The sequence below is a fragment of the Brevibacterium sp. JSBI002 genome (assembly GCF_026013965.1).
Taxonomy (GTDB): domain Bacteria; phylum Actinomycetota; class Actinomycetes; order Actinomycetales; family Brevibacteriaceae; genus Brevibacterium.
Genome location: NZ_CP110341.1, coordinates 374788 through 401721 on the forward strand (window position 1 = coordinate 374788; position 26934 = coordinate 401721).

The 26934-nt window shown below is 64.7% G+C and carries 21 protein-coding genes and 1 riboswitch; of the genes, 16 read left to right on the forward strand and 5 right to left on the reverse strand.

From position 1 onward, the window contains the following. Positions 1-63: 63 nt before the first annotated feature. Positions 64-1362, reverse strand: coding sequence for a DUF1990 family protein (locus LJ362_RS01625; RefSeq protein ID WP_264800435.1), 1299 nt, complete (start codon positions 1360-1362; stop codon positions 64-66). Positions 1363-1528: 166 nt separating this feature from the next. Here LJ362_RS01625 and LJ362_RS01630 point away from each other — a divergent pair, with 166 nt between their 5' ends. Next, the gene (locus tag LJ362_RS01630; protein WP_264800436.1) at positions 1529-2347 is read left to right on the forward strand and encodes an SDR family oxidoreductase; all 819 of its coding nucleotides are present in this window, start codon (positions 1529-1531) and stop codon (positions 2345-2347) included. A gap of 333 nt (positions 2348-2680) precedes the next feature. Here the strand turns inward: LJ362_RS01630 and LJ362_RS01635 are convergent, their stop codons facing one another. Continuing rightward, entirely contained in the window at positions 2681-3295 is a 615-nt protein-coding gene (locus LJ362_RS01635; protein WP_264800437.1) for a TetR/AcrR family transcriptional regulator, read from the reverse strand. 278 nt (positions 3296-3573) lie between these two features. Here LJ362_RS01635 and LJ362_RS01640 point away from each other — a divergent pair, with 278 nt between their 5' ends. From LJ362_RS01640 to thpD, 14 genes are all read left to right on the forward strand, one after another. Then, entirely contained in the window at positions 3574-5319 is a 1746-nt protein-coding gene (locus LJ362_RS01640) for a class I adenylate-forming enzyme family protein (RefSeq protein ID WP_264800438.1), read from the forward strand. Between the two features lie 38 nt (positions 5320-5357). Beyond that, the gene (locus LJ362_RS01645; RefSeq protein WP_264800439.1) at positions 5358-6137 is read left to right on the forward strand and encodes an SDR family oxidoreductase; all 780 of its coding nucleotides are present in this window, start codon (positions 5358-5360) and stop codon (positions 6135-6137) included. Continuing rightward, complete coding sequence (locus tag LJ362_RS01650; RefSeq protein WP_264800440.1) at positions 6134-7393, forward strand: acyl-CoA dehydrogenase family protein; 1260 nt, start codon at positions 6134-6136, stop codon at positions 7391-7393. The genes LJ362_RS01645 and LJ362_RS01650 overlap by 4 nt, the downstream gene beginning before the upstream one ends. Next, positions 7390-8472, forward strand: a complete 1083-nt coding sequence (locus LJ362_RS01655) for a phosphotransferase family protein (RefSeq protein ID WP_264800441.1) — start codon at positions 7390-7392, stop codon at positions 8470-8472. Before LJ362_RS01650 ends, LJ362_RS01655 begins: the two co-directional genes overlap by 4 nt. 88 nt (positions 8473-8560) lie before the next feature. Further along, a complete protein-coding gene (locus tag LJ362_RS01660; RefSeq protein WP_264800442.1) occupies positions 8561-9850 on the forward strand; it encodes an MFS transporter in 1290 nt (429 codons plus the stop codon). A 325-nt stretch (positions 9851-10175) separates the two neighbouring features. Continuing rightward, positions 10176-10290: riboswitch (glycine riboswitch) on the forward strand. Positions 10291-10388: 98 nt separating this feature from the next. After that, a complete protein-coding gene (gene gcvP, locus LJ362_RS01665) occupies positions 10389-13322 on the forward strand; it encodes an aminomethyl-transferring glycine dehydrogenase (RefSeq protein WP_264800443.1) in 2934 nt (977 codons plus the stop codon). Continuing rightward, complete coding sequence (locus LJ362_RS01670; protein WP_264800444.1) at positions 13322-14584, forward strand: glycine cleavage system aminomethyltransferase GcvT; 1263 nt, start codon at positions 13322-13324, stop codon at positions 14582-14584. The genes gcvP and LJ362_RS01670 overlap by 1 nt, the downstream gene beginning before the upstream one ends. 112 nt (positions 14585-14696) lie before the next feature. Continuing rightward, entirely contained in the window at positions 14697-15095 is a 399-nt protein-coding gene (gcvH, locus tag LJ362_RS01675; RefSeq protein ID WP_180954376.1) for a glycine cleavage system protein GcvH, read from the forward strand. Between the two features lie 181 nt (positions 15096-15276). After that, positions 15277-16746, forward strand: coding sequence for an L-serine ammonia-lyase (locus LJ362_RS01680; RefSeq protein WP_264800445.1), 1470 nt, complete (start codon positions 15277-15279; stop codon positions 16744-16746). A gap of 703 nt (positions 16747-17449) precedes the next feature. Continuing rightward, a complete protein-coding gene (gene ectA, locus LJ362_RS01685; RefSeq protein WP_244195312.1) occupies positions 17450-17845 on the forward strand; it encodes a diaminobutyrate acetyltransferase in 396 nt (131 codons plus the stop codon). 161 nt (positions 17846-18006) lie between these two features. Then, on the forward strand, positions 18007-19299 hold the full coding sequence (gene ectB / locus LJ362_RS01690; protein WP_264800447.1) for a diaminobutyrate--2-oxoglutarate transaminase: 1293 nt from the start codon (positions 18007-18009) through the stop codon (positions 19297-19299). A 170-nt stretch (positions 19300-19469) separates the two neighbouring features. Continuing rightward, a complete protein-coding gene (locus tag LJ362_RS01695) occupies positions 19470-19877 on the forward strand; it encodes an ectoine synthase (protein ID WP_264800448.1) in 408 nt (135 codons plus the stop codon). Between the two features lie 249 nt (positions 19878-20126). After that, positions 20127-20825 (forward strand): hypothetical protein, encoded by a 699-nt coding sequence (locus tag LJ362_RS01700; protein ID WP_264800450.1) that lies wholly within the window; start codon positions 20127-20129, stop codon positions 20823-20825. 202 nt (positions 20826-21027) lie between these two features. Next, entirely contained in the window at positions 21028-21936 is a 909-nt protein-coding gene (gene thpD, locus LJ362_RS01705; RefSeq protein WP_264800451.1) for an ectoine hydroxylase, read from the forward strand. Between the two features lie 560 nt (positions 21937-22496). Here thpD and LJ362_RS01710 read toward each other — a convergent pair. Then, entirely contained in the window at positions 22497-23990 is a 1494-nt protein-coding gene (locus tag LJ362_RS01710) for an alanine/glycine:cation symporter family protein (protein ID WP_264800453.1), read from the reverse strand. Positions 23991-24328: 338 nt separating this feature from the next. Here LJ362_RS01710 and LJ362_RS01715 point away from each other — a divergent pair, with 338 nt between their 5' ends. Next, positions 24329-25189 (forward strand): glycerophosphodiester phosphodiesterase, encoded by an 861-nt coding sequence (locus tag LJ362_RS01715; protein ID WP_264800454.1) that lies wholly within the window; start codon positions 24329-24331, stop codon positions 25187-25189. A 60-nt stretch (positions 25190-25249) separates the two neighbouring features. Here the strand turns inward: LJ362_RS01715 and LJ362_RS01720 are convergent, their stop codons facing one another. Further along, on the reverse strand, positions 25250-25702 hold the full coding sequence (locus LJ362_RS01720) for a pyridoxamine 5'-phosphate oxidase family protein (RefSeq protein ID WP_264800456.1): 453 nt from the start codon (positions 25700-25702) through the stop codon (positions 25250-25252). Positions 25703-25881: 179 nt separating this feature from the next. Next, complete coding sequence (locus LJ362_RS01725) at positions 25882-26901, reverse strand: hypothetical protein (protein WP_264800457.1); 1020 nt, start codon at positions 26899-26901, stop codon at positions 25882-25884. Positions 26902-26934: the final 33 nt, after the last annotated feature.

Sequence of the window (26934 nt, forward strand, 5' to 3'; positions counted from 1 at the left end):
GCGGCATTCAGGAGGGGGCCGCCATTCAGATCGACTAGGGGAGCGGATGATTGCCAGACGTGTTCACAGCTGCGCGTTCCACGTGTCGAGGCGGTCGCGGAGATCTTCGGCGGTCATGTCAATGAGGCCGATCCCGTGGTAGTTGGGCAGCCAGGTTTCGACGCGATCATTCGCGCGTGCCGCGGCTTGGACATCCCATGCGCGAATGTCGTTAATTCGGCGGCCGAGAAGTCGTTCGTACTCGTCGAGAAAGACGGCGGCCGCCTCGGGGGAACCGAGCAGCACAAGATCCTGACGGCACCAGGCGAGGTCGACTCCGCGAGGTCCGCGGCTCGCGCCCGACCAGTCGACGACTCCGGTGAGGCGCCCCTGTTCCCACAGGGCATTTCCGGTCCAGAAATCCGTGTGCGTGAGGACCTCTTCGTCGCGGGCGAGGTTCGCCCACTCCCGCTGGGCGCGAATCGCGATGTCAGAGTCTCCTGGCGGCGGAGAGTTTGGAGTCAGAGGCAGACCGGTGCCGACGAGCTCGTGGATGCGCAGCAGCGCCGCGGCCATCTCGCGGGCGATGGTGGTCAGAGGTGTCGCCGGATCCGGTGGTGAGCCCGGCACACGGGTTGTGACGATGACCGGGTCGTTGGAGTCGGCGCTGTGGGCGATGAGACGGGGGACGAGATCGCCGAGCGGGCTCAGCCGATCGAGCACCGCGGCCTCTTTGATCGCCGCATCATGGCCCGTGGGAAATGCGCGGACGACGAGCTCCGCGTCTCCGTCGCGGGCCGCCAGGGTCAGCGCATGTTGACCGCCGGCAAGGGTCTCGACAGATCTCAGCTTCCGGCCGATCAGCGCCGAAGCTGTCGCGAGGGCGCGGGATCGGCGGCTTCGCTCGGCCGTCTTGAGCTGTCTCTTCAGCCCTTCGGCATAGCGCCTGGCCATCAACTCCTGGGCCGCCACTGTCACCGGAGCGCCCGGACGGAGGAGAGGATGTGCTGGGACGGAGTCGGCGCTGATGGCCACGCGGAGGCGGCCGTCAGTGCCGACGGACACGAGGAAGGTCTCCTCTCCGTTCTCGAGGTGGCCCGGCAGGGTGCGATAGGTGAATCCGGCGCGATCCCTCTCATCGATCACCCGTGTGACGACGCATGCACCCACGGGTACGAGCAGATCGCGACCGCGCAGCCGCCTCGGCGGGACCGGCCAAACGGGGTTGAGTCCCAGGCTGACGATCTGGCCTTCGGATACGCGACGGCTCGGACGGACCACCACGCCGGCGAGGTCCTGCATCATCCAGGAGAAGATCGCTTCCCGCGCGAGCGGGAACTGGTCGCCCGAGCCGAGGTCGAGATGGAACTCGAGATGATTCATGACTCCATTCTCGTTCAGTTCTCTCGTTCGATGGCCGTAGTCCTTGTCATCTTCGAACGGCTGTGCCTACGATGAGAACTGATGGCTGAACGAACGCTCGCTTCAGGGCAATTCGCCAGGTCAGCGCCGAATGACCATGTCACAGCACGAACACTGGAGTTCATCTATGTCAGACAGCACCTCATCCGCTCAGCCCGCAGCTGCCTCGGCGGCTCCGAAATCCGGTCGCCGCTTCGAAGGACAGGTCGCTGTCATCACCGGCGCCAGCCGTGGCATCGGTCTAGGAATCGCTCGGCGGCTGAACGCGGAGGGGGCCACCGTCGTCCTCACCGCGCGCAAGCCCGAAGCGCTGAATGAGGCGGTCGCCGAGTTCCCCGAAGGAACGGCGCTTGCCATCGCCGGCAAGGCCGACGACCCGGCTCACAGGGCAGAGGTGCTCGACACGATCGCTGAGAAGTTCGGTCGCCTCGATGTGCTCGTGGCCAACGCTGGAATCAACCCCGTCTACGGCCCGCTCGTCGACATGGAACTCGATGCCGCGCGAAAGATCTTCGACGTCAATGTGCTCGGCACGCTGGCCTGGGTGCAGGACGCGGTCCATCATAATGGCCTGAATTTCCGCGAGAACAGGGGACGGGTGGTGGCGATCTCCTCGGTGGCCGGGCAGGTGCCGAGCGAGGGCATCGGCTTCTACGGCATCTCGAAGGCGGCGGTCTCGCATCTGACGAAGACGCTCGCCGTGGAGCTCGGACCCGACATCCGCGTCAACGCCGTCGCCCCGGCAGTGGTCAAGACGAAGTTCGCCACCGCGCTCTACGAAGGCAGGGAAGAGGAGGTCGCCTCCGCGTACCCGGTCAAGCGCCTCGGCACTCCCGAGGACATTGCCGGAGCCGTCGCCTATCTGGCCTCAGAGGACGCCGACTGGATCACCGCTCAGGTGCTCACCGCCGATGGGGGTGTCGTCACCGCCGGTGGCAGCGCCTGAAACTGAGGCTGAGCCCGCGGCTGAACGTCGGTTGCCGGTAGCCGGCAGCCCGAATCTAGGTCGCCATCGGACATCTGCACCCGAATCTAGGTCGCCATCGGATACTTCTCTTGACGGAAAGTAACCGATGGCGACCTAAGTTCTTTGCGGCACCGTTTTGAGGCGCATTGTTGGGTCGATCCACGGTGTTTCAGGCGTGGAAACCACCGTGGATCGACCCAACAATCCAATGCGGGCAGGGTTCGTGGAACGTTTCGCGAGCAGCCTGCCGCTATTTCGCGAGCAGCTTGTGGCCGGGCGACCGTCACTTCATCGGGTCGACAGGCGCCACCCTTACTTCGCCGGAAGGCCGGCGGCGTGCGCGCAGATCTTGCCGTAGCGTTCGGCCACGCCAGCAGGATCAAGCTCACCGCCGGCCCGGTACCACTGCGAGACGCCCGTGCAGATAGTCGTGATCGCTCGTGAGGCATCCCGCGGGAACTCCGTGGTGAAGCTGCCGTCGGCAACGCACTCCTCGACCACCTCGTCGAGGAGTTTCTGTTGCCGGTCACGAGCGGCGATATGAGCATCCCGGTGCTGATCTTTCAGCGCTCGGATCTCGCTGAATGCGATGAAGGCGAGATCGGACTGGTGCGCGTGGAAGAGCAGCAGGCATTCGATGAGTCGGTCGAAGCGGGCGGTCCGCTCCTGCCCGCCGTCGGCGAGCGCCGCGACGCTGCGCTGCCACAGATCCTCCATCGCCAGGCGGTCGATCTCGGCGAGGATCGCATGCTTCGATGCGAAGTGGTGATAGAGGCCGGGCACTGACAGCCCGGCCGCGCCAGCCAGCTGGCGGATACTCGTGCCGTGGAATCCGCCCGTGACGAAGCTGTTGAGAGCGGACTGAAGGATCGGCGACAGCAGCGGGGCGTCGTATTCCCGCCAGTTCGTCATGGTTGCATTGCTCACGAGTTGTCCCTGCCTGCTCCGTCTCACTGTCTTCTCATCCCTAATCTACGGCCATTCGGACCCCGCGGTTCCATTCGCCCCCGGCGGTTCTATTCGACCCCGAAACGTCCCTCCATCTCTGAGCCCGATCGCTTTGCTGCTCGAACGGTCGACAGTCATGCCCGGCCGCCCTTGCGCCCGGTCATCGTGTGACCTACGATACAGAACTAACCGAGCGAGCGCTCGGTCGGCCGAAACGGAGATGTTCCGGTCACGGCACGATGAAGGGCGACAGTCAGATGGCAGCCGACAACACCTCCACCGCTACGCAGCACGTGTGGACGCGGCTTTACCCCGCCGGAGTAGGCGAGGCGCCGGAGATCCACGACGAGTCCACTGCCCATGCGTGGAATGCCCGCGTCGAAGCGGCCCCAGGTCAGATCGCCGTGACCTATCGCGGCCGCAGGTTCACCACCGCCGATATCGACCGTGAAGCCGAGGCGCTCGCCGCCGGGTTCCTCTCCCGCGGCCTGCAGAAGTCGGACATCGTCGGCGTCTACCTCCAGAACGTCCCGCAGTTCGCCGTGGCATTGCTCGCGGCTTGGAAGATCGGCGTCGTGCCCCTCGTCCTCAACCCCATGTACCGCGGCCGCGAACTGCGCGCGCTCATCGACGATTCGGCCGCCTCGGCGATCATCTGCGACGAAGCAGACCTCGGCCAGGTTTGCGAGACCCTCGCCGGCGGATCCCTGACCTGGGTGCTCACCACCGATCACGACGAATACGACCGCGACCCTGCCGACCTCGTGGTCGACGCCCGGACCACTGCCTCCCGTGGGATCGAAACCACCCCCGCCGAGGCGACCCCCGCCGAGTCCGGGATCGCCGTCGATTCGTGGGGTCCCTTTCTCGCCTCCCAGCGCACCAATGCGCCCGACCACCGCACCGAACTGCTGCCGGGCCTCGACGACGCCGCCCTGCTCACCTACACATCAGGCACGACCGGACCGGCCAAAGGCGCCGTCGGCACCCACCGCAATGTGCTCGCCGTGGCCCGGTCGTATGGAGAGTGGCTGAACCTCGGCGAAGGCGATGTCATGCTCGCCATCGCCCCGCTCTTCCACATCACCGGAGCCGTCGCCTGCGCGGCGACCTCGCTGATCTTCCCGATCACGCTCGACTTCATCGGCCGCGTGAACGCGGACAAGATCGTCACCGCCATCCGTGATGACAAGGTCACCGTGACCATCGGCTCGATCACCGTCTACAACGCCCTGCTCGAACACGAATCGGCCACAGCCGAGGACCTGCAGAGCATCCGCTACCTCTACTCCGGTGGAGCCCCCGTGCCGCCGGCCACGGTCGAGCGCTTCCGGAAGCGGTTCGGCCATTACATCCACAACATCTACGGAATGACTGAAACCGCCTCGGCGGTCATCGGCGTCCCGCCCGACACCGAGGCACCCGTCGACCCGGCCACCGACACCCTGGCCATCGGCGTGCCGTTCCCCGGACTCGAAGCCCGTATCGTCGACGTCGCCGACGGAACCGTCGTCACCGATTCCACCGCCGGTGAACTCGAGCTGCGCGGGCCTCAGATCACGCCCGGCTTCCTCGGCAAACCCGAAGCCAACGAGGCGGCCTTCGACGATGGCTGGCTGCGCACCGGCGATGTCGGTGTCATGGACGCAGCCGGCTGGATCTACCTCGTCGACCGGATCAAGGACCAGATCAACGCCTCCGGCTACAAGGTGTGGCCGCGCGAGGTCGAAGACGTCCTCTATGAACACCCGGCCGTGCTCGAAGCCGCCGTCGTCGGCCAGCCCGACGACTACCGCGGCGAGACCGTCGTCGCCTACGTCTCCCTGCGCACCGGCCAAGACGTCAGCGCCGAGGAACTCATCGCCTTCGCGAAAGAACGCCTCGCAGCGTACAAGTACCCGCGCACCGTCCACGTCATGTCAGACCTGCCGAAGACGCACACCGGAAAGATCCAACGCAGGCTGCTGCGAGACTCCGGAAAAGAAGCAGCGTCAGATAGATAGGCACCACTGACCGACAATCAAGCAAGACAGGAGAGACATTGAGCGAATCAACGATCGGACGCCGTTTCGAGGGGCAGGTCGCCCTCGTGACGGGATCGAGTCGCGGCATCGGCCTCGGCATCGCCCGTAGACTGCAGGCCGAAGGAGCGGCCGTCGTCCTCACCGCCCGCAAGCCCGAACCGCTTGCCGAGACCGTCGCCGAATTCCCCGAAGGCACCGTGATCGGCATCGCCGGCAAGGCCGATGATCCGGCCCACCGAACCGAGGTCTTCGACACTATCGCGGAGAAGTACGGCCGTCTCGACGTCCTCGTCACGAACGTCGGCATCAACCCGGTCTACGGTGACACTGTCGCCATCGAACTCGATGCGGCCCGGAAGATCCTCGAAGTGAACGTCCTCGGCACTCTGGCCTGGATCCAGGGGGCCGTCCATCACGAGGGACTGAAGTTCCGGGAGAACAAGGGTCGGATCCTGTCCATCTCCTCGGTCGCCGGCCAGAATCCGAGCAAGGGCATCGGCCTCTACGGCGTCTCGAAGGCCGCCGTGGCCCACCTCGTGAAGACCCTTGCCGTCGAACTCGGACCCGATATCCGCGTCAACGGAATCGCCCCTGCCGTCGTCAAGACCCGCTTCGCCACCGCGCTCTACGAAGGCAGAGAAGCCGAAGTCACCGCCGCCTATCCGGCCGGCCGGCTCGGCACACCCGAGGACATCGGCGCAGCTGCGGCCTACCTCACGTCGTCCGACTCCGACTGGATCACCGCCCAGGTCCTCACCGCCGACGGCGGACTCATCACAGCAGGAGGCACAGCATGAGCCACATTCCAGCAGACGTCGAAGAGCTGCGCCAGCGCACCCGCACCTTCATCCGCGACGTGGTCATGCCCGCCGAACCCCATCCCGGGGACTACCTCGACGAAGCGGTCCTGACCGACCTCAAGGCCAAAGCCAAGGAGGCAGGAGTCTTCGCCCCACACGTGCCCGCCGAGTGGGGCGGCCAGGGCGTGCCGATCGAATTCTGGTCCCCGGTGTTCCAGGAGGCAGGCTACTCGCCGATCGGGCCCGCCGTACTCAATTGCATGGCACCCGATGAGGGCAATATGCACATGCTCGCCCAAATCGCCACACAGGAGCAGAAGGAGCGGTTCCTCGCCCCGCTGGCCGCCGGCGACGTCCGCTCCTCCTTCGCCATGACCGAACCACATCCGGGCACCGGCTCCGACCCATCGGCGTTGTCCACCCGCGCCGTCAAGGACGGCGACGAGTGGGTCATCAACGGTGACAAGCGCTTCATCTCCGGGGCTGAGCTGTGCAGCTTCTTCATCGTCATGGCCGCCACCGACGCCGAGGAGTCGGCCGCTGCGACCGAGGGCTCCGGCTCCGCGCAGGCTCGCAAGGGCCAGGCCGCCACGATGTTCCTCGTACCCAAAGACACCCCCGGCGTCAGTGTCGGCCGGTCGATCCACACTGTCGATCGCACCATCGCCGGCGGCCACCCCTACGTCCACTTCGACGACGTTCGCGTCCCCGCCTCGGCGATCCTCGGCGAACCCGGCAAGGGCTTCGCCTACGCCCAGGTGCGCCTGGCACCCGCCCGCCTCACGCACTGCATGCGGTGGCTGGGACTGGCCCGCCGCGCGCTGGACACGGCACTCGACCGTGCCGACCACCGCGAGGCATTCGGCGACGTCCTCGCTCGCCAGGGCCTCGCGCAGGAGCTCATCGCGCAGTCGGTCATCGACATCGAAACCTCTGACGCGATGATCACGAAGACCTCCGAAGTGCTCGCCACCGATGCGAAGGAAGCGAACTCCAGATCTTCGATCGCGAAGGTCTACTGCTCCGAAGCCGTCTACCGTGTCATCGATCGGGCCATCCAGCTCACCGGCGGCGACGGCGTCTCCGACCAGCTGCCGCTGATCCAGTACCTCAACGACGTCCGTCCGTTCCGCATCTACGACGGTGCCACCGAGACGCACAAGTTCGCGATCTCCCGCCGCGCGTCATCGAAGCGCCGCAAGGAAGTCGCCGCAGGTGCACCTCATCTCGACGACGTAGAGGAGGCACGATGACCGAGAAGCTCGTAGACGTCGTCGACACTGCCGCCGAGGCGCAGGCACTGTCCGCTCCGCCCCTGCTCATCGTCGACGTCCTCACCGACTACCTCGACACGCATGGCTTCGGGTCCGGTCCCGTCCGCTGGGACCGCATCGGCGAGGGCCAGTCGAACGTGACGTTCCGGATCCGTCGCGGTGACCTCGACGTCGTGCTCCGACGCGGACCGCGCCCGCCGATCCCGAAATCGACTCACGACATGGTCCGGGAGGCGAAGATCCAGAAGGTCCTCGGCGCTCAGGGAGTGGCCGTGCCCACGATCCTCCACGTCTGCGAGGACGAATCGGTCCTCGGCGTTCCGTTCTACATCATGGATTTCGTGCCGGGCACCGTCGTCACCGACACCCTGCCCGATTTCCTCGCCGAGGCGGCCGACCGTCGAGCCCTGAGCGAAGCCCTCGTCGACCGCCTCGTCGACCTCCACTCGGTCGACGTCACCGTTCCCGAAGTCGCCGCGCTTGGTCGACCGGACGGATACCTGGTGCGCCAGGTGAAGCTGTTCGCCTCCCTCTGGGAGAAGAACACTCAGCGGTCGCTGCCCCAGGTCAGCCGCCTCGGTGAGTGGTTGGCCGCGAACATTCCGGCCACTCAGCGGCACGCGGTCGTCCATGGCGACTACCGTGCCGGAAACGCAATGATCGCGTCCTCGACGCCGGTCGAGGTCGCAGCGATCCTCGACTGGGAGATGTCGACCCTCGGCGATCCGCTCGCCGACCTCGGCTACTTCCTCGTCACCTACACCGACCGCGCGCATCCGCGCACGGTCATGGACCTCACCCCGGTCACGGCGGGGGAAGGGTTCCTCACCCGTTCCGAACTCGCCGATCGTTACCAGCAGAAGACGGGCCTCGATCTGTCCGGGTTGCCCTGGTACGAGGCCTTCGCGCTGTGGAAGGCCGCGATCTTCAGCGAAGCCATCTACACCAGATGGCTCAACGGAGAGGCACCGTCGGCCGGTGACTTCACCGGCAGCCTCGAAACCGGGGTCCCCGAACTCATCGCAGCCGCCGAAGCCATCGCCGCCACCGTCGTGTGACGGCGAGCGAGACAGGAGTATCTGCACCACCGAGCACCACCACAGATATATACAGCACCACCTCCAACGAAGCAGTGGAAAGGAAGCCATGACCGATACGATCGCAGAGACAAAGGTGCCTCTGCAGCTGAAACGGCGATCCGTCGTCGCGAGCACCATCGGCAATATCCTCGAATGGTACGAATGGAGCGCCTACGCGGTGTTCACGCCCTTCATCGCCGCCGCGATGTTCAACAGCGAGGACACAGTCTCCTCCGTCCTCGCGACCCTCGGCGTCTTCGCCGTCGGATTCCTCATGCGGCCGCTCGGCGGCATCGTGTTCGGCAAGATCGCCGATGTGAAGGGCCGGAAGTTCGTCCTCATCGTCACGATGCTCATCATGGCCGGCGGATCGTTCCTCATCGCCGTCCTGCCGACTTATGGACAGATCGGGGTCTTCGCCTCCCTCATTCTGCTCGTCATCCGGGTTGCCCAGGGCTTCGCTCACGGCGGAGAGTCGGCAACGGCGAACTCCTATATCGCCGAGATCGCCCCGGCCCACAAGCGCGGTTTCTGGGGCTCCATCGTCTTCGTCGCGATCTTCGGCGGCTCGGTCGTCGCCTACACCATCGGCGGATTGATCACGAACGTCTTCTCCGAGGCCGCGGTCAGTGATTGGGCGTGGAGGATTCCGTTCGCGCTCGGCGGTCTGCTGGCGCTCGTCGCACTGTGGATGCGCCGCGGAATGGTCGAAAGCGACGTCTTCGAAGCCGATGAAGCCGAAGAGACCGTCGCCCCGACTCCGCTGGATCGCGGGCGTGTGGTTCGCGCGATCATCCTCGTCGTGCTCATGACCTCGGGCATCACTGCGGCTCACTACACCTGGACCTCGTACGCCTCGACCCTGGCGATCACCGAGCGCGGTATGGATGCGCAGACCGCCTACTGGGCGACCGTCGGTGCGCAGATCATCGCTCTTGTGTCGCTGCCGTTCTGGGGATTCCTGTCCGACAGGATCGGTCGTCGGCCGGTGCTCATCGGTTTCGGCGTGCTCATGGCGATCCTGCAGTATCCGCTCATGGGCATGATCACGGACACCGGCTGGACGCTGTTCGTCGCATCGACGCTGGCACTGCTCGTGGTCTCGATGGCAGGAGCCCTGCTGTCGGCGGTCCTGTCCGAGGCGTTCCCGACGAAGGTCCGCACCCAGGGGATCGGCTTCGCCTACTCGGTCTCCGTGGCTGTGTTCGGCGGAACAGCACCGTATCTCAACGGACTGTTCAACTCGCTCGACCTCAGCTGGCTCTCCAGTGGCTGGGTGGTCCTGCTCTGCCTGGCAACGATCGTCGCCGTGGTCAAGCTGCCCGAGACCAAGGGCAAGGACCTCAACGCGATCTGAACATCGCGGCGCGACCGCAGCGCCGCCTCGGCGAATTTAGGTCGCTATCGGATTTCGGCCCCCGAATCCAGGTCGCTATCGGATACTTCTGAGCAAGGAAAGTATCCGATAGCGACCTATTTCTGCATGGGAGTCACAGGGGTGCTGCCGTGGGGAGCTGGTCCTCGCGGCGGTTGGAAGAGTGGTCATAGTGAGGGGGCCAGCCCGGGGTTTGTCGGGGGTGATTTCATTCACTAGAATCGGAGGCGCAGTCTCAGCCGGGGCCTCAGAGGTCCATCTGCTTCAGAGACCCATCTGGTTCTGCGCACAATTTCATACGCCGCTAAGACAAGACGTGGGAGAGCTGCCGCAGTCAGGCCGAATCGAGCCAGACACCGAGCAGCGCCGTAGGTGCAATTCCCTCCCCGGGAAACTCTCAGGCCCAGTACCACCGATTGCAGGCATATCTGAAGGACTCACGTCCGACAGATCGGGGAGGACACTCAGCGATCGCTGCGTCCTCCCATCGGTGGGCGCGACACCGACTCTAGGACGGCAATTGACCAGTTCACTCGCCCATACGACGCAGGCAACAGGGGACACTGCGCGCCCCTTCTCCGACCGCCACATCGGCCCCCGCGCCGATGACGTAACGGCCATGCTCGCCGAACTCGGCTATGACTCCCTGGAAGCGCTCTCGGCCGCTGCCGTCCCGGAATCCATCCAGAACGACGAGCTCAACCTGCCCGCCGGGCGCTCCGAATTCGACGTGCTGGGCGACCTGCGCGACCTCGCCGACCAGAACGTCATGCGCACCCAGCTCATCGGCCAGGGCTACTACGACACGATCACCCCGGCCGTCATCCGCCGCAATCTGGTCGAGAACCCCGCCTGGTACACCGCCTACACCCCGTACCAGCCCGAGATCTCCCAGGGCCGGCTCGAAGCGCTGCTGAACTTCCAGCAGGTCGTCCAGGACCTCACCGGTCTCGACATCGCCAATGCCTCCCTCCTCGATGAAGCCACTGCCGTCGCCGAGGCGGTCCTGCTCATGCGTCGAGCCGTGAAGAAGGGGACAACCGTCGTCCTCGACTCCGAACTCCACCCGCAGACCATCGCCGTCGTCCGCGCCCGCGCCAAGGCCATGGACTTCCGCGTCGCCGTCGCCGACCTCGCCGAAGGACTCGTCGGCGAAGACATCTTCGGCATCGTCTGCGCCCAGCCCGGCACCACCGGAGCCATCCGCGACTTCACCGAAGCCGTCGACGGTGCGCACGACCGCGGAGCGCTCGTCACCTTCGACGCCGACCTGCTGGCACTGACCCTGCTCAAGGACTGCGCCTCCCAGGGTGCGGACATCGCCGTCGGCTCGGCCCAGCGCTTCGGTGTGCCCCTGTTCTTCGGCGGCCCCCACGCCGGCTTCATGGCCGTGAAGTCCGGACTCCAGCGCCAGCTGCCAGGCCGCCTCGTCGGAGTGTCCAAGGACGCCCAGGGCAAGCCCGGCTACCGCCTGGCCCTGCAGACCCGCGAACAGCACATCCGCCGCCAGAAGGCGACATCGAACATCTGCACCGCGCAGGCACTGCTCGCCAACGTCGCCTCGATGTACGCCGTCTACCACGGCCCGGTCGGCCTGACCCGCATCGCCTCCCGCGTCCACCGCCTCGCCCACGCCTTCGCGAAGGCCGCGGACACCGCCCCCGGCGCCGAGGTTCTCACCTGGGAATTCTTCGACACCGTGGCCCTGCGCGTGGCCGACGCCGAAGCCGCCCGCTACGTCGCCGACCAGGCCGGATACAACATCCGCGTCATCGACGACACCACCGTCGGCGTCTCCTTCGGCGAGCCCCACACCGTCGCCGATGCCAACGGCCTGCTCGAAGCCCTCGGCATCTACGCCCGGGTCGACGCGGACGACTTCGAATCCGCCTCGGCGGGAACCTTCGGAGCCAACGCCGTTCCCGAACCTGCATTCGCGGCGTCGTTCCACCGAGATACCGAATTCCTCACCCACCCCGTCTTCAGCGCCCACGGCTCCGAGACCTCGATGATGCGCTACCTGCGCACCCTGGCCGACCGTGACCTCGCGCTGGACCGGACGATGATTCCGCTGGGCTCATGCACGATGAAGCTCAACGCCGCCGCCGAGATGGAACCCATCACCTGGCCGGAATTCGCCTCCATCCACCCCTTCGCCCCCGTCGAGCAGACCAAGGGTTGGCACGCACTCATCGGCCGCCTCGAGGACTCCCTCGTCGAGGTCACCGGCTACGACCGTGTGTCCCTGCAGCCCAATGCCGGCTCACAGGGTGAGCTGGCCGGACTGCTCGCCATCCGCGCTTACCACGTGGCCAATGGCGACGATGCCCGCACCGTCGTGCTCATCCCGCAGTCCGCGCACGGCACGAACGCCGCCTCCGCGGTGCTCGCCGGACTCCAGGTGCAGGTCGTCGCGACAGCCGATGACGGCTCCGTGGACATGGACGACCTCGATGCGAAGATCGCCAAGCACGAAGGCAAGATCGCCGGCATCATGATCACCTACCCGTCGACCCACGGTGTCTTCGAACCGCAGATCCGCGAGGTCTGCGACAAGGTCCACGCCGCCGGCGGTCAGGTCTACGTCGACGGTGCGAACCTCAACGCCATGGTCGGGCTCGCCAAGCCCGGCGAATTCGGCGGTGACGTCTCCCACCTCAACCTGCACAAGACCTTCTGCATCCCCCACGGAGGCGGCGGCCCCGGAGTCGGCCCGGTGGCGGTGCGCGAACACCTCGCTCCGTACCTGCCCGGCGATGCCACGCTGCCGGAGCTCGTCGCCGGTGACCCGGAGGCCAAGGAACTGCCGATCTCGGCCTCGATGTTCGGCTCCGCCGGCGTCCTGCCGATCAGCTTCGCCTACCTCGAACTCATGGGCTCCGAGGGGCTGCGCGAAGCCTCGCGCTCGGCTCTGCTCGGTGCGAACTACCTGGCGAAGAAGCTCGGCGACGTCTTTCCCGTCCTCTACTCGGGTGAGAATGGGCTTGTCGGACACGAAACGATCCTCGACCTCCGCGCGATCACCTCGGCAACGGGAGTCACCGCCGAGGATGTCTGCAAGCGCCTCGTCGACTTCGGCTTCCACGCCCCGACCCTGGCCTTCCCGGTGCCCGGCACCCTCATGGTCGAACCCACCGAGTCCGAGGACAAGGACGAGCTCGACCGCTTCATCGAGGCCATGCGCACTATCCGCGCCGAGATCGACGAGATCGGCAAGTCGTATACCTACGAAGAGTCGCCGCTGGCCCTCGCGCCGCACCCGGCGACCGCGGTGATGGACGACTGGGACGGCAAGTACAGCCGCGAGACCGCGGTGTTCCCCGTTCCCGGGCTGCGCCTCACGAAGTACTTCCCGCCGGTCAGCCGCATCGACGGAGCCTACGGCGACCGCAACCTGGTGTGCTCCTGCCCGCCGCCAGAGGCCTTCGAAGAGTTCGAGGAAGAGGACAAGTGATGACCGATACGACCGCGAACACACCCAAAGAGACACCGCTGCACAGCATCCACGCCGAGCTCGGTGCCTCGTTCACCGACTTCGGCGGCTGGGACATGCCGCTGAAGTACGGTTCGGAACTCGCCGAACACCGTGCCGTGCGTGAGGCCGCGGGCCTCTTCGACCTCTCCCACATGGGTGAGGTGCGCATCGCCGGAACCGACGCAGCCGCCTTCCTCGACTACGCGCTCGTCGCGAAGTACTCGAAGATGAAGATCGGCAAGGCCAAGTACGGAGTCATCGTCAACGAGTCAGGCGGCCTCCTCGACGACCTCATCACCTACCGCATCGGCGACGAAGAGTTCCTCATCGTCCCCAACGCCTCGAACACGCCCACCGTGGTCGCTGCGCTGAAGGACCGCGTGCACCAGTTCGTCCAGACCGTCGCACCCGGCTCCGATGTGCACCTGACCGACGAATCCGACGCCACCGCGCTCATCGCCGTGCAGGGACCGAACTCCGAGGCGATCATCCTGCGGGCCCTCGACGAGTCCGGCCACGGCGAATTCGGACCCCGCACCGGCGCCGGTGACCAGGCGAAGGCCCAGGTCACCGACGATGCCAACGGGGGAGCCACCTCGGCGGGGGATGCGAAGATCACCATCGGTCAGGCGGTGCGCGAACTGGGGTACTACGCGTGGATGCCGCTGACGATCGCGGGGATCGACCTCATGCTCGCCCGCACCGGATACACCGGTGAGGACGGGTTCGAGCTCTACGTCCCCAACATCGGCGCCACCCGCCTGTGGAACACGCTCGTGACCTCGGGCGCGGATTACGGACTCGTTCCCTGCGGTCTGGCCGCACGCGATTCGCTGCGCCTCGAAGCCGGAATGCCGCTCTACGGCAACGAACTCGATCAGAACACCACCCCGTACGATGCGGGACTGGGCCGAATGATCGGGTTCAAGACGAAGGACGACTTCTTCGCCCGCGAGGCGCTGGCGAAGCTCGGAGAGACCGAACCGCCGCGCGTGCTCGTCGGTCTGAGTTCGGAGGGACGCCGCGCCGCCCGCTCCGGAGCCGCCGTGTCGATCGACGGCACTGAGGTCGGCACCGTCACCTCCGGTCAGCCCTCGCCGACGCTCGGCCACCCGATCGCCCTGGCCTACATCGATCGGGACCGCGCCGAGGTGGGCACCGCCGTGACGGTGGACATCCGCGGCAAGGCGCACGACTTCGCCGTCACCCAGCTGCCGTTCTACAAGCGCCAGGCCGACTGAAGCTCTCACCCATAATCCATCCCGGTGGGACCGGTGACTCGTAGACTGGTCCCACCTGGCACAACAACGTCGTGACCGCCCTTTCCGGCGGCGGTCGCAGTAAGGAAGACATATGGCACAGCTGCCCCCGCTCCCGCAGAACTTCACCTACTCCGCCGAACACGAATGGGTCGACGGCGCTGCCGATGAACTCGTCGGCAAAACCGTCAAGGTCGGCATCACCGCCGTCGCCGCCGATGCCCTCGGCGAGGTCGTCTACGTCGACCTGCCCGCGGTCGGCGACACCATCACCGCAGGTGAGACCTGTGGTGAGGTCGAATCCACGAAGTCCGTGTCCGACCTCTACACCCCGGTCACCGGCGAGGTCGTCACCATCAACGAGGCGGCCGTGGACTCACCCGGACTGCTCAACTCCGACCCCTACGGTGAGGGCTGGCTGTTCGAGGTCGCCGTGACCGAGGTCGGCGAAGTCATGGACGCCGCCGCCTACGCCGAGGCGAACTCCCTCTGAGCCTCAGCGCGAGACTCACCGGAGTCTCGCTCCGCCCTGTTAGGGGCGGAGGCTGCAAACCCTGAAGCGGGGTCGGTCGAGGTCGGTGCCGACACATCGTCGGCATCGGCTCGCCATGCACGTGAGTGCACGGCTGTTCGGTCGGCCCCGCCGTCATCTCATCAGAAACGAAGTGATTGCCATGCCATTGAGTGTCTTCGACCTCTTCACGGTCGGCATCGGACCGTCGAGTTCCCACACCGTCGGACCGATGCGTGCCGGCGCGAGCTTCATCGACCTCCTTAGCGATTCGCTGAGATCCGTTGCGGATCTGCGCGTCGACGTGTACGGTTCCCTGGCCGCCACCGGTGCTGGCCACGGGACCTTCGACGCCATCCTCATCGGCCTCGAGGGCTGCCGCCCCGATCTCATTGAAGCCAACGAACTCACCGCCCGGCGGACACGGATGTCCGAGACCGGGACGATCATCCTCGGCGACTCGACCGGCAACGGAGTCGAACTCGAGTTCACCGAGGATGACATGGTCAAACGACCGCTGACCGTCCTCCCGCGCCATACGAACGCCATGACCGTGACCGCCTACGACGCTGCGGGGGAGACCCTCGCCGAGGAGACCTATTACTCCGTCGGCGGCGGATTCGTGACCTCGGAGACCGAATTCCTCGAGAAGGAGAAGACCGCCGAGGAAGGTGCGGGATACGGCGATGCCGAGTTCGCGGTCGCGGACTCTGTCGTCGATGCCGAACTCGAGTCCTACGACGAAGAACTGCCCTATCCTTTCCACTCCGGTGTCGAGCTGCTTCAGCGCTGCCGCGCGAACGACCTGTCGATCGCCGAGATCATGCACGCCAACGAACTGTCGATGCGCGACGAGGACGAGATCCGGCACGGACTGCTCCACATCTACTCGGTGATGGAGGAATGCGCCTCGGCGTCCCTCGACCGCTCCGGGTATCTGCCCGGAGGACTCAAGGTCCGCCGCCGCGCACACGACTGGTATCTCAAACTCAAGGCCGAGGACCCCGACCGGGATCCCGGCTACTACCTCGAATGGGTCAATCTCATCGCAATGGCCGTGAACGAGGAGAACGCCTCGGGAGGCCGCGTCGTCACCGCGCCGACGAATGGGGCGGCCGGCATCATCCCCGCCGTACTGCACTATGCGCTCAACTACGTTCCCGCGGTGATGGAAGGCGGCGAGTCCGCGAAGCATCGGGCGATCGTCGACTTCCTGCTCACCGCGGCGGCCATCGGAGTCCTCTATAAGGAACGTGCGTCGATCTCCGGCGCCGAGGTGGGCTGTCAGGGAGAGGTCGGATCCGCCTCGTCGATGGCGGCTGGGGGACTGGCTGCCGTGATGGGTGGGACGCCCGAGCAGGTGGAGAACGCCGCCGAGATCGCGATGGAGCACAACCTCGGCCTGACCTGCGATCCGATCTCCGGACTCGTGCAGGTGCCCTGCATCGAACGCAATGCGATCGCCGCAGGCAAAGCCATCAACGCCTCCCGCATGGCTCTGTGGGGCGATGGCCAGCACCGGGTCAGCCTCGACGAGGTGATCGAGACGATGCGCCAGACCGGCGCGGACATGTCCTCGAAGTACAAGGAGACGGCGATGGGCGGCCTCGCCGTCAACGTCGTCGAGTGCTGAGGTAGGCCGGGTCGTCGAGTGCTGAGGTCAGTGCGTCTGAGGTTCGGAGCCAGGCAAGCGGCGCTCACCTGAGTCGCGGCCTCTCGAGCCGGCTTTGCGCACTCATCTACTTCCGTACCTCTGCAGCGGCCTGAAGCAGCGGGGAGAAAGAGTTAAGTGTGCGAAGAATGCCGAAAATCGGCCACTCAGCGACATTCTTCGCACACTTAAATCGTGTCTGCGGTGGCAGGCGCGCAACATCCGGCTGATGACGGCGCTGCGCGGGCACCTTCGCGCCTGCGCGAACTACCTCGCAGCCGCCGCGAACCCGCTCGCAGAGGCTCAGATGGCAATATCGGGCAACAGGACTCCTTGCTGTCCCAATTCGATCGAAGTGACATGGAACACGTGGAACCTCTGTTCCAAATCCCGCCAAATGTAACGAAACGATAACGAACCGCTGGCGCGGTATGAGCGCGAAGGAGCGCCCCGACGCATCCCAGAGATGCCATAGGGAAAGTCCGGTCTGTTACATATCGGTAGGCCGGGGGCCGCGTTGTGAAAGTGGCCCGGAATCGAGGGTTTCGAGGTTGACGCTCGATCTCAGCCCGTTAGGTTTATTGACGTGATTAACGCACTCGCTGAACCGAAGACGCAAATCGACGTCCGAACTCCAGAACTGGAGGACGGACAACATCTATGGCGGCTCGCGAAAGACACAGCCGTGCTCGATCTGAACTCCTCGTACTCATACCTGCTGTGGTGCCGCGACTTCGCGGACACCTCGGTGATCGCACGAATCGACGGAGAGCCCGCCGGCTTCATCACCGGGTACACCCGTCCCGAGAATCCGGACACCCTGATGATCTGGCAGGTCGCCGTCAACGAGAACTTCCGTGGACACGGACTCGCATCGACCATGCTCCATGAGCTGGCCGACCGGACCGGCGCTCTCCGCATGGAGACGACGATCACCGACGACAATGCGGCGTCCAACCGCCTGTTCCAGGCGTTCGCGGAGAAGCGCGGCGCCGGATTCAACCGTCGCCCGCTGTTCACCCCGGACCTCTACCCAGACGGGCACGACACCGAGTACCTCTACGAGATCGCACCCCTGTAACGAGCCCCACCCCGGCACCCCGCAGCCCTCTGCTCCAAGGGAGCGAACGCGACGGGTGCCAGGAGGCGGAAGGAAGCGCCCGCAATGGGCGGCAGCGGCCACCGCCTCGGCGACTGCACACGATGCAGCCGCACAATCAAGAAGTCGAAAGGACTCCAAAGATGACCGAAACACCTTCTGACAAGCCCGACATCTTCGAAACTCGCGAATCAGCTGTTCGCAGCTACTGCCGTTCCTGGCCCGCCACCTTCGCCCGTTCGCAGGGCGCCAAGCAGTGGGACGAAGACGGCAACGAGTACCTCGACTTCTTCTCCGGCGCTGGCGCGCTCAATTACGGCCACAACAACCCGGCCGTGATGGGCCCGCTCATCGAATACCTGCAGTCGGGCGCCGTTCTGCACTCGATGGATATGAAGACCCCGGCCAAGCGTGAGTTCCTCCAGACCTTCCAGGACCTCATCCTCAAGCCTCGCGGACTCGACTACTCCGTCATGTTCCCCGGACCGACGGGAACCAACACCGTCGAGGCGGCTCTCAAGCTCGCTCGTAAGGTGACCGGCCGTCAGCACATGCTCTCGTTCACCAACGCGTTCCACGGTATGACGCTGGGATCGCTGTCGGTGACCGGCAACTCGATGAAGCGCGAGGGCGCAGGCATCCCGCTGACCAACAGCTCGAAGATCCCGTACGACGACTACTTCGACGGAGAGGTCCCGGACTTCCTGTGGCTGGAGAAGGTCCTCGAGGACTCCGGCTCGGGCGTCGATAAGCCCGCCGCTGTCATCGTCGAGACCGTGCAGGGCGAGGGCGGACTGCGTGCCGCTCGCGCCGAATGGCTGCGCGCACTGTCCGACCTGTGCAAGAAGCATGACATCCTCCTCATCGTCGATGACGTGCAGGCAGGCTGCGGCCGCACCGGTTCGTTCTTCAGCTTCGAAGAGGCAGGAATTGAGCCCGACATCGTCTGCCTGTCGAAGTCGATCTCCGGTTCGGGTCTGCCGCTGGCACTGACCTTGTTCCGTCCCGAGCTCGACGTCTGGGAGCCCGGCGAGCACAACGGCACCTTCCGCGGAAACAACCCCGCGTTCGTGACCGCGACTGCGGCGCTGAAGACCTTCTGGGCCGACAACGACTTCCAGAACCAACTTGCCGACACCATCGCCGCGCTGCACCAGCGCCTCGACGGAATCGTCGAGAAGGCCGAAGGCGCTTCGATTCGCGGACGCGGCCTGCTGGCCGGCGTCTGCTTCGAAGACCTCGAAGTGGCCGAGAAGGTCGCCGCCTACGCCTTCGAAAACGGTCTCCTGCTCGAGACCTCGGGCGCCGATGACGAAGTCATCAAGATCATGCCGCCGCTGACGATCGATTCGCGCGATCTGCAGGCGGGCCTGGACATCATCGAGGCCGGAGTGCTCAAGTTCGCTCCCGCTTCCGCGAAGGCCGCACTGGCCTGACCCACCTCTGCCGGGCCGGCGTCGCAGCTGTGGCGCCGGCCCGAGCTTTGGGCGGATTCGAGCTCACCTGTTCGATCGCCCACCCGGGCCGACTGGAGCCGTTGTAGTGAGACGGAAGTCCGCGGCCCACCCCTGAACACTTTCACCGACCTTTTGCGAAAGGACCACTAATGTACGTAGTCAACCGCGATGACCTCAACGACACCGACCGTGATGTGAAGTCCGAGACCTGGCGCTCACGCCGCATGGTGCTCGGCAAGGAGCGCGTCGGATTCTCGTTCCATGACACCGTGATCTATGCCGGAACCACCTCGACGTTCCACTACCAGAACCACGTCGAGGCCGTGTACTGCGTGCAGGGCAAGGGTACGCTGACGGATCTGGAGACCGGCAAGGAATACCCGCTCCACGACGGTGTTATGTACCTGCTCGACGGAAATGAGAAGCACACCGTGGTCGCCGAGGAAGAGCTGCGCATGGCCTGCGTGTTCAACCCGCCGGTCACCGGCCGTGAGGTCCACGACGAAAACGGCGTGTACCCGCTCATCCTCGAAGACGAAACAGCACCCGTGAGCTGAGAAGCTTCACCTCGCCGAGGTTGCCGACCGCTACGTCGGTGAGTTCGGTTCGCTGCGAGGGCGGTTCGAGTGTTTCGACACTCGGACCGCCCTTTCGCATGCCCGGCTGATTTCTGTCCGAAAGCGACTTCAGCTGTGATAATGTTCGGATTGACGAAACTTCAACTATCGTGACGCATCCTGCCGACGCCACTTTCAGTGACTCCCACTCTGGCATTCCTCTGTCTACTCATTCTCATTGGAGTCTCCGTGAAATTCATCAGACGTGCGCTCGTTTCCGCCGTTGCCGCTTTGGCGCTTGCCGTCGCACCCGCTGTGTCCGCTGAAGCGGCAACCGGGACGTTCGACGTGACTAAACTTTCTGCCAAGAGTTTGACTGTCTCAAACGATGCGTGCAGAAATATTGAGGTCGACATGCTTCATAAGAAATCCGGTGTGCGAGATTGGGATGTGAGAACAGAGGTATATCGTAGCGGCGAGTATATTGCTGACGCGGACTATGATTCAGATGGGGATAGCAGGCGAACCCGAGTTGAGATTTGTCCCGCTGACTATGGCCTTGGGAAGTACGGGTTGGGTCCATCTATCGTTTGGGCCAACAATTACGACGCCGATAAGTTTTTCAAGCGAACTGATTACACAAAGAGCAGCTTCTACGTCCGTGGCAAGACCTACGCCTCGCTGTCCTCGAAGCGCAAAGGCAGCACCGTCACCCTGACCTCATCGACGAAGCTCTATAACCCGGAAAAGTACGGCAAGGTCAACTACAACCCGAAGGTGAACTTCCAGGTCAAATCCGGCAGCAAGTGGAAGACCCTGAAGACAGTCTCCGCGAAGAAGGGCAAGGCCGTCTACAAGGTGAAGTCGAAGAGCAAGCGGTACTACCGCGTCACCTTCAGCCAGGTCAGTTGGGCGACCGGGGCCACCTCGAAATCGGTCAAACGCTGACCGTCAAATGAAAGACCGGCACTTTCGGAACGATCCATCGCTGGTGGATGCTCCGCGGTGCCGGTCTCTCTGTCTTGGCTCTGACCGGGGTACCGGGGACGATGTCCTCCTGTTACGGTGGTCGCACAGCCCGATCTGCGGAGGCGATGAGCAGTCTCGGCTCCGCCCCGGCAGACGGCACATAGCGAAGGAAGGAGAAATGATGACTGCAGTGTCAGCTGCGACCGCAACTACAGATCTCTATCCGACTCGCTCCGGTGAAACCACAGAGGTTCTCCCGCGCACGGGTCCGATCGTCTTCGGCTCTCCCGAAGACGGCCCCCTCGAGGCGGCTGATCTCAAGCACTTCGAGGACACGGGCTATCTGACGATCGATCAGCTCATCACAATCGAAGAGCTCACACTCTTCACCGAGGAGCTTCAGAGGCTTTCGCACGACCCGGAGGTGAAGGCCGATGAGCGTACCGTCGTCGAAGCCGAGTCCGACGAGGTCCGGTCGATATTCGACATCCATCGCACCAATGAGATCTTCAGGAAGATCGCGAACGATCCGCGCCTCGTCGACCGTGCACGTCAGATCCTCGGAACCGATGTCTATATCCATCAGAGCCGGATCAACTACAAGCCGGGATTCGTGGGCAAAGAGTTCTCCTGGCATTCGGACTTCGAGACCTGGCATGCTGAGGACGGAATGCCCACTCCGCGCGCGGTGAGTCTTTCGCTGTCGCTGACGGACAACTACTCATTCAACGGTCCGCTGATGATCATGCCCGGTTCGCACAAGCGCTACATCAGCTGCGTGGGAGGCACCCCCGAGGACAACTATCGGAAGTCACTCATCATGCAGGGTGCGGGCACCCCGGATCGTCAGACTCTCAGTGACTTCGCCGACGAATACGGCATCGACGTGCTCGAAGGAGCGGCCGGCGGAGCGATCATGTTCGACTCCAACTGCATGCATGCGTCGAACGGCAACGTCACTCCGTTCTCGCGCTCGAATATCTTCATCGTGTACAACTCGGTGGAGAACACGTGTGTGGAACCGTTCGCAGCGCCGAAACCGCGCCCGGAGTTCGTCGGCAGCACTGACTTCACTCCAGCCGGTAGGTGACTCCACATACGCAATTGGGCCGGCCGCTGATGCCTCGCCTATGCCTGGAACTCCCCGTGGAGTGAGCGCATCTGCACAGAAGGGGTCCGGTGCCGCAGTCGCGGCGCCGGACCCCTTTGCCTACCCACAGACCTCGACGAGTCGCGGCTACTCGATGATCCTCAGGTCAGTCCCACGAATCACCCCACGGGATCCCTCGAATGGGCCTAACGCTTCGTCGAGTGGGAGGCCCAAGGCACTGAGGTCGGCGCTCTGACGACCCCCGGCTTCCCGGGAAGGGAGATTTTGGTTGTATCGCATCTGACCGATCTCGGAATCGGTAACAGTCCAGATGACCACCTGCGGTGGATCATCATTCGTGAACGTCACTCGGTGGGGATCGGCCGTGACCGACCATCCGGTCGCCTCGGCGAGGGCATCTGCCAACTCAGCGCGGTCGACACTCATCGGGACCTCCTTAGAGTCAGAGGACTGCTTCTGGACTCGGGGGAATGAAAACACATCGGGCGCTCCTGCGAAGGGAGCGCCCGATGTGGGTTGTGGCTAGCTGCTCAACAGCATCACTCGTTGTCGGGGCGGACCTTCTTCCCGCGATCACGCCAGAACTTCGCGGTGGTCACCTCGTCGGTGCCGTCCCAGGCGTCGACCTCGGTATTGATGCGCTTGAACGTGGGCAGATCGCCGCGGCGGAAGATCGGTTCATAACCGGCTCTGCGCTGCTGCTGGTAGTTCTTCAGCAGCGAGAACACCAGCGGCGAGAGCATCAGCAGGGCGAAGAGGTTGATGAGCGCCATGATCGCCATGAAGATATCTGCGGCGGTCCACACCAGGTCGAGGGCCGCGATCGCACCGATGAACACCGAGACCATGACGATGACCTGATACACACGCAGCGCGACACGGTTCGTCGTCAGATGCTCGATGTTCGCCTCGCCGTAGTAGTAGTTGCCGAGGATCGACGAGAACGCGAAGAGGAAGATCGCCAGCGTGAGGAAGTGGATCGCCCACTGACCGAGCTGACCGCTCAGCGCCGTCTGCGTGAGCTGGATGCCCTCGGCGGAGGTGCCGTACTCCGGGTTCGACAGCAGGATGATGAACGCGGTGATCGAGCAGACGAGGATCGTGTCGAAGTACACGCCCAGCGCCTGTACGAAGCCCTGCTTGGCCGGGTGCGACGCCGAGGCGGTGGCCGCGGCATTCGGCACCGAACCGATGCCGGCCTCATTGGAGAACAGACCGCGCTGAACTCCGATGAGCATGATCGATCCCAGCGTTCCGCCGGCGATCGAATCCATGCTGAAAGCGTCGGTGACGATCGTGGCGATCATCGACGGCACGGCACCGATGTTCATCACCACGACGATGATGCCGACGATGAGGTAGAGGCCAGCCATGATCGGCACCAGATAAGCGGAGATGTTCGAGATGCGCTTGGCACCTCCGGCGAAGATGAGGAACGCGGCGACGGCGATGATCGCGCCAGCCACTGCAGCGAAGACGCCGTCCGAGCTCTCGACTCCGAAGGATGCGCCGACGGCGTCGACGATCGAGTTCGACTGCACCGAGTTGAACACGATGCCGTAGGTGATGGCGACGATGACGGCGAAGACCAGACCGAGCCACTTCATGTTCAGCCCGTGCCTGATGTAGTAGGCAGGACCGCCGCGGAAGTTCGGGCCGTCCTTGAGCTTGTACAGCTGGCCGAGTGCAGACTCGGCGAAGGCCGTGGCTCCGCCGACGATGGCCGTCAGCCACATCCAGAACATTGCGCCCGGACCACCGAGCGAGATCGCTAGGGCGACACCGGCGATGTTCGCCGTTCCCACACGCGAGGCCGCAGAGATCGAGAATGCGCGGAACGGCGAGATGTTCCTGTTGCCCTCGGAATCCCGTCCGCCCGGCTCGGTCAGGGTGCGGAACATCTCGGGCAGCAGGCGGACCTGCACCACTCCCGTGCGAATGGTGAAATACAGACCTGTGGGGATGAGAACAGCGACGAGGATGTATGACGACACTCCGCTGACACTGTCAAACACACTTTGGAGTAGCTCCATCGAACTGCGCCTCCTTCGGCAATCGTGCTGGAGAGGATCGGAGGTGCGGAACGCGAGAACTCCGTCCGTGGTTACTCCCAGTCTGCCACCCTTGCTCCCGGGGTTGTGGCAGTGGCCCCTGCCCGAAGGGCGACATTCCCTTTCGGCCGAGTCAGCGTCAGCCCAGGCGACGGCCAGTGCCGACACCGTCAGGATTCATGTTCCGTCCACTCGCGCATCATCCGGAACTTGCTCGGGCCGCGTAATCTGGGCGGCCTAGTACTCATCGTTCGGTCACCGCACAGCAGTTGGATCCGGCGTCCGAACGCCACCCGCAGTCTCCGTGGAGGAGTTCTGAAATGCCCATCACCCTCGCCACCCCCACCTCTGATCCCTCACCCCGCGACCTCAGCGCCGGCGCCGCCGGCACCGTGATCGACCCTGCCCGAGTTCGAGTCCCGCCCCTGGTCGTCGCACACCGAGGTGCGTCCGCCGATTGGCCGGAGAACACGATCCCTGCGTTCATCGCCGGCATCGACCAGGGCGCCGACATGATCGAAACCGACGTCCACATGAGTGCCGACGGTGAGCTCGTGATCATGCACGACACCACCGTCGATCGCACCACCGACGCCCGCACCCTGTACCCGAACCGCGAAGACCGCCGCATCGCCGGCATGAATGCCGCCCAGATCGCCACCCTCGATGCCGGAAGCTGGAAAGGTGAGGAATTCGCCGGGATCCGCGTGCCCCGTCTCGCCGAGGTGCTCACTCTCGCCCACGACACCCGCACCGGTCTGCTGCTCGAGGTCAAGCACCCCGAGATCTATCCCGGAATCGCCGAGGCGATCGTGACCGCCCTGCGCGCCGTGCCGAACTATCTCGACCGGGCTTTGGCCGCCGGCATGCTCGTCGTCCAGTCCGCGAACTGGGCATTCGTCGAAGAGTTCCACGGACTCACCCCGGAGATCCCGGTCGGAGTGCTCGGTCGCCCGTGCCCGGACGAACTCCAGGACTTCGCCGAATGGGTCGACCAGGTCAACCCCGAGTTCTGCGCCGCCGACGAGGAGTTCCTCACGGCCATCCACGAACTCGGAATGACGAGCCTGGTGTGGACGGTCGATGACCTCGGCGAGATGGAACGGGCCATCGACGTCGGCGCCGACGGCATCATCACCAACGCCCCTGACCGCCTCGTCGAGGTTGTCGAAGCTCTCTGATGACCGGGCGCCGCCCCAGCGTTCGAGTTCGAATCACACTGCCCGAACGCGCCGCATCGGTCACTCGTGCGGAGCGCGCGCCACGTCGCTGAGAGCTGACTTCCACGTCGTCGGATCGGCCACGGGGAAGCTGCGGCCGGTGACCTTCTCGGCGAGGATCCGGACGAAGTGATTCTTCGTGCCGGGCTGCAGCGGGGAGACGTCGAGCGAGACGGTGCTGCGCAGGTCGTCGGGAGCGGTGATCTCCTTCGCATCGCCTTTGACGACGACGCTGAATGCGGTCTCCTCATCGACGCCGTCGATCTCGAAGGCGACGCGGGGGTGACTGCGCATGGCGTCGATCTTCGTGCCGTCCCCGGTGCGGAGCACAAGAGCGGAATGCTCGACGGTGAAGTTGACCGGGAAGATCTCCGGGGCGTCATTGACGATGACCGCCAGTCGGCCGACTGTGGTCGACCGCAGGTGCTCCCAGCAGTCCTTGGCGTCGAGGGTCCGGGGTGATTCGGTGTTCATGGTCGTCCTCCTGTCCGACAGCGGTGGTCACCGTGTTCGGCTCCCTCCTCGCTGAGTTCTACATAGTGTAGAAGAAGCGGCGCTGAGGAGGAAGAGGTGTTTGCCCGTCGGATGATGTGGTCTCACCACGTGGGGCGGCTCAGCTGTGGGCGAGCAGTCTGCGGCAGTCGCGGGCCGGCTCAGTCGTGGGCGGGCCGGCGGATCGCGCGGTCGTGGGACTTGTCGCTCTCCTCGTCGCCGGATAGGGCAGACTCTTCGTTGCGGGTCTGGGCGTCGTCAGTCGGAGCGCAGTTGAGCGTGCGGACTGCGAGCACAAGGCTGCCGAGAACGAGGCCGAACATGCCGACGACCCAGCCCGGGTCTCCCAGGGTGAGGGCCGGTGGATATCCGATCGCCAATATGGTCGATTCCAGGCACAGATGCAGTCCGCAGGCGATGACGACGAACGCCAGAGTGCGAGCAGATCGCGGTGTATTGCCGACCGGAGACGCCCCGACTGCCGGTGCATCGGCCGGCAGTGACCGAGACTCGGCGATGACCCGCAGGGCGAAGATCGCCGAGAGGAACCCCAGTGCGGCGCCCAGCGCGTTGAAGACATCACCGTATTCGAGGAGGAACATGACGTCGACGAACATGGTGCGCAGCAGCCAGACGAGGACCACGGTCCCGGCTGCGACGAACAACCCGGTGGCGGCGGTACGCGAACGGCGGCGGATGGCGTTGGGGGCGGCCGCCTCGGCGATGGGGACGAGTCGAGCCGTGACCGCGGCCAGGGCGAGCGTCACGACGATCGGGAAGGCCACCGCCACGATGAGATTCAGGATGTCGAGGACCGAGAGGAGCATGGAAGCGTCGGCCAAGCCCTCGGTATCCGTGCCGAACGCGTCGACGGTGAAGATCGACTTCAGCAACGCGATTGCGCAGAGAACCACGGTCACGACGATGAACACGCTGCGGGGAACCGGGCGAAGGTCCCTGCCGACTGTGATCGCAGCTGAGCCGGAGACGGCGATGAGTGCCAGATGCAGGAGGCTCGGTCCCGGTGACGACACATAGGTATCCTGCGCCATGGTCTCGAGGAGCTCGGCGGCGATCCAAGTGACGAGGAAGACGACGGCGGCAACGGCGGTGATGGCCATCTTGCGGGCGTCGAGGCCGATTCTCGGGTGGTGGGAGTCGGTGTTCGATGCGGTGGTCATGGCCTCATGCTCCCATAAAAACCAGTTCCCTTG

Coding starts and splice junctions, on each gene's coding strand:
- LJ362_RS01625 (WP_264800435.1), bottom strand. CDS start 1,362: ATGAATCATCTCGAGTTCCATCTCGACCTCGGCTCGGGCGACCAGTTC.
- LJ362_RS01630 (WP_264800436.1), top strand. CDS start 1,529: ATGTCAGACAGCACCTCATCCGCTCAGCCCGCAGCTGCCTCGGCGGCT.
- LJ362_RS01640 (WP_264800438.1), top strand. CDS start 3,574: ATGGCAGCCGACAACACCTCCACCGCTACGCAGCACGTGTGGACGCGG.
- LJ362_RS01650 (WP_264800440.1), top strand. CDS start 6,134: ATGAGCCACATTCCAGCAGACGTCGAAGAGCTGCGCCAGCGCACCCGC.
- LJ362_RS01655 (WP_264800441.1), top strand. CDS start 7,390: ATGACCGAGAAGCTCGTAGACGTCGTCGACACTGCCGCCGAGGCGCAG.
- LJ362_RS01660 (WP_264800442.1), top strand. CDS start 8,561: ATGACCGATACGATCGCAGAGACAAAGGTGCCTCTGCAGCTGAAACGG.
- LJ362_RS01670 (WP_264800444.1), top strand. CDS start 13,322: ATGACCGATACGACCGCGAACACACCCAAAGAGACACCGCTGCACAGC.
- gcvH (WP_180954376.1), top strand. CDS start 14,697: ATGGCACAGCTGCCCCCGCTCCCGCAGAACTTCACCTACTCCGCCGAA.
- LJ362_RS01680 (WP_264800445.1), top strand. CDS start 15,277: ATGCCATTGAGTGTCTTCGACCTCTTCACGGTCGGCATCGGACCGTCG.
- ectB (WP_264800447.1), top strand. CDS start 18,007: ATGACCGAAACACCTTCTGACAAGCCCGACATCTTCGAAACTCGCGAA.
- LJ362_RS01695 (WP_264800448.1), top strand. CDS start 19,470: ATGTACGTAGTCAACCGCGATGACCTCAACGACACCGACCGTGATGTG.
- thpD (WP_264800451.1), top strand. CDS start 21,028: ATGACTGCAGTGTCAGCTGCGACCGCAACTACAGATCTCTATCCGACT.
- LJ362_RS01710 (WP_264800453.1), bottom strand. CDS start 23,990: ATGGAGCTACTCCAAAGTGTGTTTGACAGTGTCAGCGGAGTGTCGTCA.
- LJ362_RS01715 (WP_264800454.1), top strand. CDS start 24,329: ATGCCCATCACCCTCGCCACCCCCACCTCTGATCCCTCACCCCGCGAC.
- LJ362_RS01720 (WP_264800456.1), bottom strand. CDS start 25,702: ATGAACACCGAATCACCCCGGACCCTCGACGCCAAGGACTGCTGGGAG.
- LJ362_RS01725 (WP_264800457.1), bottom strand. CDS start 26,901: ATGACCACCGCATCGAACACCGACTCCCACCACCCGAGAATCGGCCTC.